Annotated in this window: 12 protein-coding genes; 1 reads left to right on the top strand and 11 read right to left on the bottom strand. The window is 74.1% G+C overall.

The window, feature by feature from the left end; all coding sequences use genetic code 11:
• Positions 1-4: 4 nt before the first annotated feature.
• From IEW90_RS06690 to IEW90_RS06685, 3 genes are read right to left on the bottom strand one after another with little or no spacing between them, the layout of a single operon-like run.
• Positions 5-1,240: a deoxyguanosinetriphosphate triphosphohydrolase gene (locus tag IEW90_RS06690; RefSeq protein ID WP_229679525.1), complete on the bottom strand. Its 1,236-nt coding sequence runs from the start codon at positions 1,238-1,240 to the stop codon at positions 5-7.
• Positions 1,233-2,384, bottom strand: a complete 1,152-nt coding sequence (gene dusB / locus IEW90_RS13820; protein ID WP_229679524.1) for a tRNA dihydrouridine synthase DusB — start codon at positions 2,382-2,384, stop codon at positions 1,233-1,235. Before dusB ends, IEW90_RS06690 begins: the two co-directional genes overlap by 8 nt.
• Positions 2,381-3,760, bottom strand: a complete 1,380-nt coding sequence (locus tag IEW90_RS06685) for a glycine--tRNA ligase (RefSeq protein WP_188717306.1) — start codon at positions 3,758-3,760, stop codon at positions 2,381-2,383. The genes dusB and IEW90_RS06685 overlap by 4 nt, the downstream gene beginning before the upstream one ends.
• A gap of 190 nt (positions 3,761-3,950) precedes the next feature.
• Here IEW90_RS06685 and IEW90_RS06680 point away from each other — a divergent pair, with 190 nt between their 5' ends.
• Positions 3,951-4,556: a nucleotidyltransferase domain-containing protein gene (locus IEW90_RS06680; protein WP_188717304.1), complete on the top strand. Its 606-nt coding sequence runs from the start codon at positions 3,951-3,953 to the stop codon at positions 4,554-4,556.
• A 9-nt stretch (positions 4,557-4,565) separates the two neighbouring features.
• On the opposite strand, the gene IEW90_RS06675 is transcribed toward IEW90_RS06680, so the two are convergent.
• The 8 genes from IEW90_RS06675 to IEW90_RS06640 all read right to left on the bottom strand — a co-directional run bounded on the left by IEW90_RS06675 (position 4,566) and on the right by IEW90_RS06640 (position 12,583).
• Positions 4,566-5,459, bottom strand: a complete 894-nt coding sequence (locus IEW90_RS06675) for an endo alpha-1,4 polygalactosaminidase (protein WP_229679523.1) — start codon at positions 5,457-5,459, stop codon at positions 4,566-4,568.
• Complete coding sequence (locus IEW90_RS06670; RefSeq protein WP_188717302.1) at positions 5,456-6,259, bottom strand: isoprenyl transferase; 804 nt, start codon at positions 6,257-6,259, stop codon at positions 5,456-5,458. The genes IEW90_RS06675 and IEW90_RS06670 overlap by 4 nt, the downstream gene beginning before the upstream one ends.
• Entirely contained in the window at positions 6,256-6,987 is a 732-nt protein-coding gene (recO, locus tag IEW90_RS06665; protein ID WP_188717300.1) for a DNA repair protein RecO, read from the bottom strand. The genes IEW90_RS06670 and recO overlap by 4 nt, the downstream gene beginning before the upstream one ends.
• A 7-nt stretch (positions 6,988-6,994) precedes the next feature.
• Positions 6,995-8,776 carry a 2-isopropylmalate synthase gene (gene leuA, locus IEW90_RS06660; RefSeq protein ID WP_188717298.1) on the bottom strand — a complete coding sequence of 594 codons (1,782 nt, stop codon included), beginning with the start codon at positions 8,774-8,776 and terminating at the stop codon, positions 6,995-6,997.
• Between the two features lie 173 nt (positions 8,777-8,949).
• Entirely contained in the window at positions 8,950-10,392 is a 1,443-nt protein-coding gene (locus IEW90_RS06655; protein WP_188717296.1) for an ABC transporter permease, read from the bottom strand.
• The gene (locus IEW90_RS06650) at positions 10,389-11,111 is read right to left on the bottom strand and encodes an ABC transporter ATP-binding protein (protein WP_188717294.1); all 723 of its coding nucleotides are present in this window, start codon (positions 11,109-11,111) and stop codon (positions 10,389-10,391) included. Before IEW90_RS06650 ends, IEW90_RS06655 begins: the two co-directional genes overlap by 4 nt.
• Before the next feature lie 58 nt (positions 11,112-11,169).
• The gene (locus tag IEW90_RS06645) at positions 11,170-11,925 is read right to left on the bottom strand and encodes an alpha/beta fold hydrolase (RefSeq protein ID WP_188717292.1); all 756 of its coding nucleotides are present in this window, start codon (positions 11,923-11,925) and stop codon (positions 11,170-11,172) included.
• A 10-nt stretch (positions 11,926-11,935) separates the two neighbouring features.
• Entirely contained in the window at positions 11,936-12,583 is a 648-nt protein-coding gene (locus IEW90_RS06640; RefSeq protein ID WP_188717290.1) for a response regulator, read from the bottom strand.
• Positions 12,584-12,592: the final 9 nt, after the last annotated feature.

Here is a 12,592-nt window from a genome sequence, read left to right as displayed (position 1 = left end):
CCCCCTAGTCCCCGACGTGCCGCTCGTGCCACGCGAAGGCGCCGCGGTCGGTGAGGCTCGCCACCTGATCGACGACGACGCGGGCGCGGGCGGCGCTGTCGCGCGCGGCGGCCCAGTCGTCGGCGTGCGCGCGGTCGAGCGCGTCCGGGCCGATGCGCAGTAGCGCGTCGCACAGCTCCTGCAGGATGCGGCGCTGGCTCGCGTAGACCGGCTGGCGGCGCTCGGAGAGGATGAAGCTCGCCGCCGTGCCCTTGAGCACCGCGATCTCGGCCCGCACCTCGCGCGGCACGACGATGTCGCCGCCGAAGCGCGCCAGTGGCCCCTCGTGGCTCTCGCGGGTGCGGTCGGTCGCGGCGGTCGCGAAGCGGCCGATGAGCTTGGAGGTGAGGTTCTTGAGCCGCGCGTGGTCGGCGCGCGAGCCGTCGAACGAGCGCAGCCACGTCTCGAGGTCGTCGAGGCGGTCGAACGCGGCGAGCAGCTCGTCGCGCTCGTAAGCGGGCCCGAGCCACGCGAGCATCGTCTCGACGAGCTCGTCGTGGCCGACGCGGCTCTGCAGCTTCGCGACGTCGACGTAGCCGCCCACCACCGCGTCCTCGAAGTCGTGCACCGAGTAGGCGATGTCGTCGGCGAGGTCCATCGCCTGCGCCTCGATGCTCGGGCGGCCCTCGGGGGCGCCCTCGCGCATCCACTCGAACACGTCGCGATCGTCTGCGTAGCAGCCGAACTTCATGCGGCCCGAGGGGTCGGCCACGGCCGAGGCGGACGCCCACGGGTACTTCGTCGCGGCGTCGATGGACGCGCGCGTGAGGTTGAGGCCGTACGGCCGGTCGCGCACGACCTTCGGCTCGAGCCGCGTGATGACGCGCAACGTCTGCGCGTTGCCCTCGAATCCGCCGATGGCGAGGGCCCACTCGTTGAGGCCGCGCTCGCCGTTGTGGCCGAACGGCGGATGCCCGATGTCGTGGGCGAGGCAGGCGGTGTCGACGATGTCGGGGTCGAGCCCGAGCGAGCCCGCGATCTCGCGCCCGATCTGCGCCACCTCGAGCGAGTGCGTGAGGCGGGTGCGGGAGTCGTCGAAGCCCATCGTGGGCGAGAGCACCTGCGTCTTCTGCCCGAGCCGGCGGAACGCGCTCGAGTGCAGGAGGCGGGCGCGGTCGCGCGCGAAGTCGGTGCGCGCCGAGCGGTGGACCTCCGGCAGCCAGCGCTCGGCGTCGTGCTCGCCGTAGCCGCGCTCAGCCACCGCGGGTGTCGCTCTCGTCCTCGACGAGCAAAGCGCGCTGGGCGTCGCTGAGCTCGGGGCTGTCGAGCCAGCCGTCGGGCAGCGCGGGCGTGCGCGGGCTGCCCGCGCGGCCGCGCTGGCCCTCGACGCCCTCGGCGACGTACGGCACGGAGCGGTCGAGCTCGCCGAGCAGGTCGTCCAGGTGCTGGAGCGACTCGACGGCAGCGAGCGCGCGGCGGGCGTCGCCGCCCACCGGGTAGCCCTTGAAGTACCAGGCCACGTGCTTGCGGATGTCGCGGCAGGCGCGGTCCTCCTCGCCGAAGAACTCGACGAGCAGGTGCGCGTGGCGGCGGAACGCGTCGACCACCTGGCCGAGGCCCGGCCGGTGCCGCTCGTCGCTGCCCGAGAACGCGGCCGCGAGGTCGCCGAACAGCCACGGCCGCCCGAGGCAGCCGCGGCCGACGACGACGCCGTCGACGCCCGTCTGCTCGACCATCCGCAGCGCATCCTCCGCCTGCCAGATGTCGCCGTTGCCGAGCACGGGGATGGAGGTGACGTGCTCCTTGAGGCGCGCGATCGCGTCCCAGTCGGCCTGGCCCGAGTAGTGCTGCGCAGCGGTGCGGCCGTGCAGCGCGACCGCGACGACGCCCACGTCCTCGGCGATGCGGCCCGCATCGAGGTACGTGAGGTGCTCGTCGTCGATGCCCTTGCGCATCTTCACCGTGACGGGGATGTCGCCCGCGCGCTCGACGGCGCGGCGCACGATCGCGCCGAACAGCTCGCGCTTCCACGGCAGCGCCGAGCCGCCGCCGCGGCGGGTCACCTTGGGCACGGGGCAGCCGAAGTTGAGGTCGATGTGGTCGGCCCGGTCCTCGCCGACGATGATGTCGACCGCATCCCCGACCGTCTTCGGGTCGACCGTGTACAGCTGCACCGACCGCGGCGTCTCCGACTCGTGGTGGCCGATGAGCCGCATCGTCTCGGGCGTGCGCTCGACGAGCGCGCGCGCCGTGACCATCTCGCTCACGTAGAGCCCGGCGCCGAACTCGCGGCACAGCCGCCGGAACGCCGTGTTCGTGATGCCCGCCATGGGCGCGAGCACGACCGGCGCGTCGAGGGCGATGGGCCCGATCGACAGCGCCGGCGGCGTGCTCGTGGTGCTCACGCGCCGACGAGGCCCTGCGCGAGGTGCGCCTCGAGCTCGTCGATCGCCACGCGCGTCTGCGCCATCGAGTCGCGCTCGCGCACGGTGACGGCGCCGTCCTCGAGCGAGTCGAAGTCGATCGTGACGCAGAAGGGCGTGCCCACCTCGTCCTGGCGGCGGTAGCGGCGGCCGATGGCGCCGGCGTCGTCGAAGTCGATCGCCCAGTGGCGGCGCAGCTTCGCGGCGAGCTCGCGCGCGAGCGGGGAGAGCTGCTCGTTGCGGCTCAGCGGCAGCACCGCGACCTTGACGGGCGCGAGGCGCGGGTCGAGGCGCAGCACGGTGCGGGTGTCGGTGCCGCCCTTGCTGTTGGGCACCTGCTCCTCCTCGTAGGCGTCGACCAAGAACGCCATGAGCGAGCGCGTGAGGCCGAACGACGGCTCGATGACGTACGGCGTGTAGCGCTCGCCCGTGGCCTGGTCGAAGTAGACGAGGTCCTTGCCGGAGGCGGTCGCGTGCGACGTGAGGTCGTAGTCGGTGCGGTTCGCGATGCCCATGAGCTCGCCCCACTCCGAGCCCTGGAAGCCGAAGCGGTACTCGACGTCGATCGTGCCGGCCGAGTAGTGGGCGCGCTCGTCCTCGGGGACGTCGAAGCGGCGCATGTTGTCGGGGTCGATGCCGAGGTCGACGAACCACTCCCAGCAGGCCTCGACCCAACGGTCGAACCAGGCGGGCGCCTCGTCGGGGTGCGTGAAGTACTCGATCTCCATCTGCTCGAACTCGCGCGTGCGGAAGATGAAGTTGCCGGGGGTGATCTCGTTGCGGAACGCCTTGCCGACCTGGCCGATGCCGAACGGCGGCTTCTTGCGCGAGGTGGTGAGCACGTTCGAGAAGTTCACGAAGATGCCCTGCGCCGTCTCCGGGCGCAGGTAGTGGAGGCCCGCCTCGTTGTCGACGGGGCCGAGGTACGTCTTCATGAGGCCCGAGAACTGCTGCGGCTCGGTCCACTGGCCGGTCGTGCCGCAGTCGGGGCACGTGATGTCGGCCATCGACTCGGCCGGGCGGCCCTTCTTCGCCTCGTACGCCTCCTGCAGGTGGTCCTGGCGGTGGCGCTTGTGGCACTGCGTGCACTCGACGAGCGGGTCGGTGAAGGTGGCGACGTGGCCGGAGGCGTGCCACACCTGCGCCGGCAGGATGATGGACGAGTCGAGGCCGACCATGTCGTCGCGGCCCTGCACGAACGCCTTCCACCACTGGCGCTTGATGTTCTCCTTGAGCGCGACGCCGAGGGGGCCGTAGTCCCACGCGGACCGCGATCCGCCGTAGATCTCGCCCGCCTGGAACACGAAGCCCCGGCGCTTCGCGAGGTTGATGACGGCGTCGAGTCGGTTCTGGGCCACGGATGCTCCTCGGTCTCCGCGCCTCTCGGTGCAGCCGGTCTGCTGCACGAGGATGGGCGCGGCGCGTGAACCTCGATCCTACCGAGCGCGGGCGCTCGCCCGTGCGCTCCGGCACGGGGCTCATGCATGGTCCGCTGGGCTAGGCTCGGCACTCGGGGCGCGAGCGCCCACGTCTCGTCGAGGAGGGCTGATGCAGAGCGAGGAGCAGCGCGAGCTCTATGGCGGCTGGGCCGACAACTGGCCCGCGGATGCCGCCGAGCTGCTCGACGGGTACTCGGGCACGTGGTGGATCGGCGGCGGATGGGCCCTCGACGCGACCGCGGGCGGGTCCCGGCCGCACGGCGACCTCGACATCGTCATCCCCCGCGGCGAGCTGAGCCTGCTGCGCGGCTGGCTCGGCGGCCGCTGGCAGCTGTGGTGCGCCTTCCAGGGCGCGATCAAGCCGCTCCTCCCCCACGACTCCGACGTGCTGCCGCTCGGCACCTCGAGTGTCTGGCTGCGGCGCAGCGCCTACGGCCAGTGGGAGTACCAGGTGCTGCTCGACCCCTCCGACGGCGAGACCTGGCGCTTCCGGCGCGACACGGCCGTCACGATGCCGCTCGACGAGGCCCTCGTGGAGCGCGACGGCATCCGCTACGCCCTGCCGCAGATCGTCCTCGCGTACGCCGCCGCCGACCGCTCGGACGACGAGACGCTCGAGGCGGCGCTGCCGCAGCTCGACGCCGACGCGCGCGCCTGGCTCGCGGAGCGCATCCCCGCCGACCACGCCTGGCAGGCGCGGCTCGTCGAGGCCTGACGCCGCCGCTCAGCAGCGCTCGACGAGGTGCGCCGGGTCTCCCGGCACGGTGAGGTCGAGGTCGCGCAGCACCGTCAGCGCCGGCTGGTCGTCGCGCGCGCACACCGCCGCGAAGCCGCCGTCCGGCAGCGCCGACGCGTACTCGACCGCGAGGTGCCGCTCGTAGAGGTACCCGTAGGCGCTGCACTCGTCGAAGGCGGCGCACTCCTCGGTGACGACGAGGTCGAACCCGGCAGCCGGCCCGGCGGCCCCGACCTCGAGGCTGTTCTTCTGCGCCGCCGCGAGCCCCGCCGCGTGCGCGCGATCGACGAAGGCGGCGGCGAGCGCGACGTTGTCGTCGAGCTCGAGCCCGTCGACGCGCGTCGCGGTGTCGAGGTTGTCGAGCTCCACGGCCTCGTAGCCCGCATCGGCGCAGCCGTCGATCCACGGCCCGACGACGTCGAGGATGCCCGCGCGCCGCTCGGGCGTCGACGTGTCGAGGATGCGCTCGTCGGGCCAGCCGGGATCGATCACCGGCTCGCCGTCGGCGTCGCGCAGCAGCAGCTCGGGATGCTCGGCCTCCCACAGGGCGAGCTCGCCCGGCTGCGTCTGGAAGGCGTTGACGTAGCAGACGTCGAGCAGCGCGCCGGCGGACGGCGCCTCGCGGTCGCGCACCACCACCGTCACGCCCGCATCCGGCTCGTAGGGGCCGCCGAGCTGGTAGTCGAGCCCGCCCTCGGCCGCCTCGTCCCACAGCGCCGCGAAGGCGGCCTCGTCGAACGCGCCCTCGGGCGAGGAGGACGACTCGGACGCGGCCGACGGCTCGGCCGAGGCGGTCGGCTCGGGCGCCGCAGCCGTGCAGCCCGCGAGCATCGCCGCGAGGGCGACGGCAGCCGCCGCGGTGGCCGGCCGCCGCGCGCTCACGCCGTCGGCGCGTCGACCGCGCCGCCGAAGCGCCGGTCGCGCCCCGTGTAGACGTCGAGCGCGCGCCAGAGGTCCTGCCGGGTGAAGTCGGGCCACAGCCGGTCGAGGAAGACCATCTCGGCGTACGCGCCCTGCAGCGTGAGGAAGTTCGAGATGCGCTGCTCGCCCGAGGAGCGGATGTAGAGGTCGACGTCCGGGATGTCGGCGTTGTACATGCGGCTGCGCACGAGCCGGTCGGTCACGCCCGAGGGCTTCAGGCGCCCGGCGGCCACGTCGTCGGCGATCGAGCGCACCGCATCCGCGATCTCCATCGTGCCGCCGTAGTTGACGCACATCTGCAGCGTCATGCGGTCGTTGCCGGCGGTGCGGCGCTCGGCCTCCTCGAGCTCCGTGATGACGGAGGCCCAGAGGCGCGGGCGGCGGCCGGCCCAGCGCACCCGCACGCCCCAGGCGTCGAGCTGGTCGCGGCGGCGGCGCAGCACGTCCTTGTTGAAGCCCATGAGGAACCGCACCTCGTCGGGGCTGCGCTTCCAGTTCTCGGTCGAGAACGCGTACACCGACAGGTGCCGCACGCCCGCCTGCAGCGCCCCGGCGACGACGTCGAGCAGCACCGCCTCGCCGGCGGCGTGGCCCTGCGTGCGCGTGAGGCCGCGCTGGTTGGCCCAGCGGCCGTTGCCGTCCATGATGATCGCGACGTGGGCGGGCACGGAGCCCTTCGCGTACTCGGGCGGATGCTCGCCCGTCCAGTCGACGGGGCGGAGCGCCTCGGAAGGGTCGTGGCGCGCCAGGCCACGGCTCACGAGACGCCCCGGTCGACGTGCTCCAGGCTGCGGAGGCCCCGCTCGAGGTGCCACTGCACGTAGGCGGAGACCGCGCCGGAGGCCCGGGCGCGCACGCCCTGCGGGGCGCCCTCGGCCGTCGCCCAGTCGCCCGTGAGCAGCGAGGCGAGCAGCAGCAGCGTGCCCTCGTCGATCCGCATCGCGCCGGGCGGCGCGGCGTCCTCGGACACCATCCCGCCCAGGTGCGGCACGAACGCGCGGTGCGGGCCGGGCTCCCCCGTGACGGCGCAGTCGCCGAACGAGGGCGCCCAGCCGGCGACCGAGAGCGCGCGCAGCAGGTACGCGTCGAGCGTGAGCGAGGGGTCGTGCTCGGTCCGCGCGAGGCTGCGGAGCGCACCGACCAGCAGCAAGTACTGCTGCCGCGAGGCGTCCTCGTCGGTGAGCCGGTCGGCGGTCTCGACCATCGCCGTCGCTGCGGTGTAGGCGCGGTAGTCGGCGACGATGACCGGCGCGTACGCGCCGAGCGTCACCGCCTGCGTGACGACGTCGAGGCTGCGCCCGACCGCGAGCTGCAGGTCGGCGACCATGAACGGCTCGAGCCGCGCCCCGAACCGCGACGAGGTGCGCCGCACGCCCCTGGCCACCGCGCGCACCTTGCCGTGCTCACGGGTCAGCAGCGTGACGATGCGGTCGGCCTCCCCCAGCAGGTGGGTGCGGAGGACGACCCCCTCGTCGCGGTACGTGGGCACCGACGGCTCAGACGGTCTGCGCGGTCGCGGGCTCCGGGCTCGCGGGCGCGCCGGTCGCGCGCAGGCCCCGGTTCACGGCCGAGACGATCGCCCGCAGCGACGCATGCGTCGTCGAGTGGTCGATGCCGACGCCCCAGAAGCGCTGCCCGCCGAGCTCGAGCTCGACGTAGGAGGCCGCCTGCGCGTCCTGCCCCGCCGCGAGCGTGTGCTCGACGTAGTCGACGAGCGACACCTCGACGCCCTCGCCCTTCAGCAGCGACAGCAGCGCGTCGATCGGGCCGTTGCCGGACGCCTCGACGTCGCGCAGCGTCTGCTCGTCGCGCAGCACGACGGTCAGGCTCGTCTCGCCGCCGAGCGACGACGCGGACGACACCTCGCGCAGCTCGAAGCGACCCCACTGGTCGACCGCCTCGCGCGACGGGTTCGGCAGGTACTCGTCGCCGAAGATCGTCCAGATCGCGTCGCTCGAGACCTCGCCGCCCTCGCTGTCGGTGCGGGCCTGCACGATGTTCGAGAACTCGATCTGCAGGCGGCGCGGCAGGTCGAGCCCGTGGTCGGCCTTCAGCAGGTAGGCGACGCCGCCCTTGCCGGACTGCGAGTTGACGCGGATGACGGCCTCGTACGAGCGGCCGACGTCCTTCGGGTCGATCGGCAGGTACGGCACGGCCCAGGTGATCTCGTCGACGCTCTTGCCCTGCTTCTCGGCGTCCTCGGCCATCCGCTCGAAGCCCTTCTTGATGGCGTCCTGGTGGGAGCCGGAGAAGGCGGTGTAGACGAGGTCGCCGGCCCACGGGCTGCGCTCGTGCACCTTCAGCTGGTTGCAGTGCTCGGCGATGCGGCGGATCTCGTCGAGGTCGGAGAAGTCGATCTCGGGGTCGATGCCCTGCGTGAGCAGGTTGAGCCCGAGCGCGACGAGGTCGACGTTGCCGGTGCGCTCGCCGTTGCCGAACAGGCAGCCCTCGATGCGGTCGGCGCCGGCCATGTAGCCGAGCTCGGCCGCCGCGACGCCCGTGCCGCGGTCGTTGTGCGGGTGGAGCGACAGGATGACCGACTCGCGGCGCGCGAGGTGGCGGTGCATCCACTCGATCGAGTCGGCGTAGACGTTGGGCGTCGCCATCTCGACCGTCGCGGGCAGGTTGATGATGACCGGCCGCTCCGGGCGCGCGTCGAGCGTCTCGATGATCGCGTTGCAGACCTCGACGGCGTAGTCGAGCTCGGTGCCCGTGTACGACTCGGGGCTGTACTCGTAGAACACCTGCGTGCCCGTCAGCATCCCCTCGAGCTCGAGGCACAGCTTCGCACCGTCGACGGCGATCTGCTTGACGCCCTCGCGGTCGGAGCGGAACACGACGTCGCGCTGCAGCACGCTCGTGGAGTTGTAGATGTGCACGATCGCCTGCTTCGCGCCGTCGATGGCCTCGAAGGTGCGGCGGATGAGGTGGTCGCGGCACTGCGTGAGCACCTGGATCGTGACGTCCTCGGGGATGAGGTCCTGCTCGATGAGCTGGCGGACGAAGTCGAAGTCCGTCTGGCTCGCCGAGGGGAAGCCGACCTCGATCTCCTTGTAGCCCATCCGCACGAGCAGCTGGAACATCAGCAGCTTGCGGTCGGGCGTCATCGGGTCGATGAGCGCCTGGTTGCCGTCGCGCAGGTCGACCGCGCACCAGCGGGGCGCGCGCTCGATGCGCTTCGACGGCCAGGTCCGATCCGGGAGCTCGACCCGGATCTGCTCGTGGTACGGCACGTACCGGTGGTGGGGCATGCCCGAGGGCTGCTGCATGTTCTTCATCGATCGCTCCTGTCGCTCGCTCCTGGGTCCGGGCAGGACAGCCTCCGCGACGAGGAAGCCCGGGTCAGGCCTCGCCGCGGCGACGAAGGAGGAGCGACGCGCTCTGCATGCCACTCACTATACGCCTGCGACCGGATGCCGTCCTGGCATCCGGTCGCAGGCGCGGCGCGGCCTCAGTCGGCGGCGACGGCGGCGAGCGGCGCGATGCGGCCCGCGCGGCGGCCGGCGGGCCAGCTCGCTGCGACGGCGACGGCGAGGCCGGCGACGACGAGGCCGACGGGCAGTCCCCACGGGATCGTCGGGGCGGTCGAGGTGACGCCGATCACCGAGCCGACCATCGACTGCACGCCGATCCAGCCGAGCAGGGCGCCGACGCCGAAGCCGGTCGCGACGGCGACCGCCGTGATGGCGCCCGCCTCCGCGAGCAGCATGCGCATGGCGTGCCCGCGCCGCAGGCCCAGCGTGCGCAGCAGCCCGATCTCGCGCGTGCGGCGGCGCACCGAGAGCAGCATCGCGGCGACGAAGCCGAGCACGCCGAGCACGGCCGAGAAGCCCACGATGCCCGACACGATCGTGGTGGCGCCGAGCAGCACCGCCTCGAGCTCGGCGCGGAACAGCGGGTCGCGCTCGATGGTGAGCGCCGCCGTGGTGAGCGAGGAGCCCGCGGTGACCATCATCGTGACGACGGCGGCCCCGACGAAGAGCGCGAGCACGAGCGAGGCGGTGCGGCCCGGATGCGTCGCGAGCGTGCCGCGGGCGACGCGCGCCGGCACCGAGCCGCCCATGGCTCGCGCGGCGAGCGCGACGAGCGGCGGCGCGACGGCGGGCGCGATGCCGACGATCCCGACGACGAGCACGACGCCGCCGGCGAAGCCGACGAGCACCGCGAGCGGCGTGAGCGCGCCGAGCACGACCGCGGCCGCGAGCAGCAGCGCGCCGATCGCGAGGGCCACGACGGCGCCGCGCCGCCGGCGGGGCGCGCCGGCCGTCTCGACATCGACGCCCGCGCCGCGCAGCGCCTCGAGCGGCGTCACGGCGAGCACGGCGCGCGTCGCGAGCCAGGCGGCCGCGATGGCCGCGAGCATGACGGCCGCGGCGGGCACGAGCGCCGCCGGCACGATGGGCGGCAGCCCGGTGAGCTCCAGGCCGTCCGGGAGCGACGCGAGCAGCGCCTCGACCGGCATGGCGACGAGCACGCCCGCCGCCCAGCCGAGCGCGGCGCCGCCGACGCCGACCTGCGCGAAGCGGCCGAGGATCCGTCGCCGCTCCGATCGGGCCGAGGCACCCAGGAGCCGTCGGAGCGCGATCTCGGGGCGGCGGTCCTCGACGGCGCCGGTGAGCGCCTGGCGCGCGACGATCGCGCCGACCACCACCGAGGTGCCGATGAGCAGCACGCCGGCGAGCGCGAGCATGACGCGGCCGGTCTCGGAGCCGGCGATGAAGGCCTCCCCGTAGAGCACGAGCGCCGCGTGCTCCATGACGGTCGAGAGCGCGGTGCCGAAGGCGGCTGCGAGGGCGGTGACGGCGAAGGCGAGGCCGACGCCCGTGGCTCGATCGGCGCCGGCCTCGGCGCGCCCGACCGCGGTGCGGGCGGGCGCCGCGGCGACGGCCGTCATCGCGCCACCTGCAGCATGCGCTGGGCGATCTCGGCCGCGTCGGTGCGCGGCAGGTCGCCGCCGATGCGGCCGTCGCGCAGCAGCACGACGCGCTCGGCGCGCGCGGCGACGACCGGGTCGTGCGTCACGACGACGATCGCCTGGCCCGCAGCCGCCTGCGCCACGAGGATCTCCTGCACGTCGAGCGACGTCGCGGTGTCGAGCGCGCCGGTCGGCTCGTCGGCGAGCACGATCGCCGGCCGGTGCGCGAGGGCGCGCGCGATCGCGAAGCGCTGCTGCTGGCCGCCGGAGAGCTCGTGCGGGCGGCGCGCGCCCAGGCCCGCGATGCCGAGGTCGTCGAGCAGGTCGCGGATGCGCTGGCGCTCCGGCTCGCGGCCGGCGAGCAGCGCAGGCAGCTGCACGTTCTCGAGCGCCGTGAGGCTCGGCACGAGGTTGAACGACTGGAAGACGACGCCCACCTGCTCGCGGCGGAGGGCGGTGAGGGCGTCGTCGTCGAGGCCGACGACCGAGCGCCCGCCGATGACGACGTCGCCGCTCGTCGGCAGGTCGAGGCCCGCGGCGAGGTGGAGGAGCGTGGACTTGCCGGAGCCGGAGGGGCCCATGACGGCCGTGAGGGTGCCGGGCTCGATGTCGAGGTCGACGCCGGCGAGGGCGGTGACGCCCGTGGGGCCGGCGCCGAAGCGCTTCGAGGCGGCGCGGAGGGAGAGCGAGGTCTGCATGCCTCCCAGCCAACCCTCGGGCGGCTCCCGGGGCGTCAGGCGGCCGTCGGATCCGGCGTCATCCTCGAGGCTGATCCTCGAGGCGGCCGAGCCGCGCCTCGAGCATCGCGGCCATCCGGTCGGGGCGCTGCAGCGGCAGGCCGTGGCCGACGCCCTCGACGCGCTCGAGCGCGGCGCCGGGGCGGAGCGCCGCGAGCAGCGCGGCCGAGCGGCGCACGACGCGCGGCTCGCGGGTGCCCGCGACCACGAGCGCGGGACCGGGCCGCGCCCATCCCGCCGGCGGCCGGAAGCGGAGGTTCTCGCCGACGCTCGCGAGCAGCGTCGCGCGCCGCATCCGCCGGCTCCCCTCGAGGTACTCGGGCAGCAGGGCCGGCGGCACGAAGAGCGCCTGCGCCTGCAGGGTCGCGAAGCGCTCGATGCGCGCGAGCGGGGCAGCGAGGGCGAGGAGCGCGAGGGTGGGGCCCGGCATCCGGGAGGCGCGCGCCTGCGCGCTCACGACCACGACGTCGCGCACGAGCCGCGGGTGCTCGGCCGCGAGCCGCACGGCGAGCTGCGCGCCGAGCGAGAAGCCGCCGACGAGCGCGCCCTCGGGCGCGTGCTCCTCGAGCACCGCCGCGAGGCGCGCCACGGCGTCGTCGTGGCTCTCGTAGCCGCCGTCGTCGCTCGCCCCGTGGCCCGGCAGGTCGGGCACGATCGCGCGCACGGGCGTTCCGAGCGCCGCCAGCGTCGGCCGCCACATCCAGCCCGCGACGCCGCCGCCGTGCACGAGCAGCACGGGCGCGGCGCCCTCGGGCCCCGACAGCTCGACGTGCACGCGCCGCGCCTCAGCGCTGGTCGCCGACGAGGCCGTGCTCGTAGGCGAACACGACGAGCTGCACCCGGTCGCGCAGGCCCAGCTTCGCGAGCACGCGCGACACGTGCGTCTTCACCGTCGCCTCCGAGACGAACTCGCTCCGCGCGATCTCCGTGTTCGAGAGGCCGCGGGCGGCGAGCCCGAAGATCTCGCGCTCGCGCTCGGTGAGCGCCGCGAACTCCGCCGGGATGCGCCGGCGCTGCGACCCGAACGCCTTGAACAGCTCCCGCGTGGCGGAGGCGGCCACCACCTCGTTGCCGGCGTGCACCGTGCGCACGGCCGCGAGCACGAGCTCGGGCTCGGCGTCCTTGAGGATGAAGCCCGAGGCGCCGGCGCGGATCGCGCGAGCAGCCGCCTCGTCGAGGTCGAAGGTCGTGAGCACGACGACGCGCGACTCCGGCCGCGCCCGGACGATCCGCTCGGTGGCGGCGATGCCGTCGAGCACCGGCATGCGCACGTCCATGAGGATGACGTCGGGCTGCTGCTCCTCGGCGAGCCGCACCGCCTGGGCTCCGTCGGCCGCCTCCCCCACGCACGTCATGTCGGGCTGCGACTCCAGCAGCATCCGGATGCCGCCGCGGAAGAGCGCCTGGTCGTCGACGATGAGGACGCGGATCACGCCTCCGAT

This window comes from Agrococcus terreus (genome assembly GCF_014645235.1).
GTDB classification, from domain to species: domain Bacteria; phylum Actinomycetota; class Actinomycetes; order Actinomycetales; family Microbacteriaceae; genus Agrococcus; species Agrococcus terreus.
The sequence above is the reverse complement of the archived record's forward strand: the minus strand, read 5'-3'. Positions and strand labels throughout refer to the sequence as shown.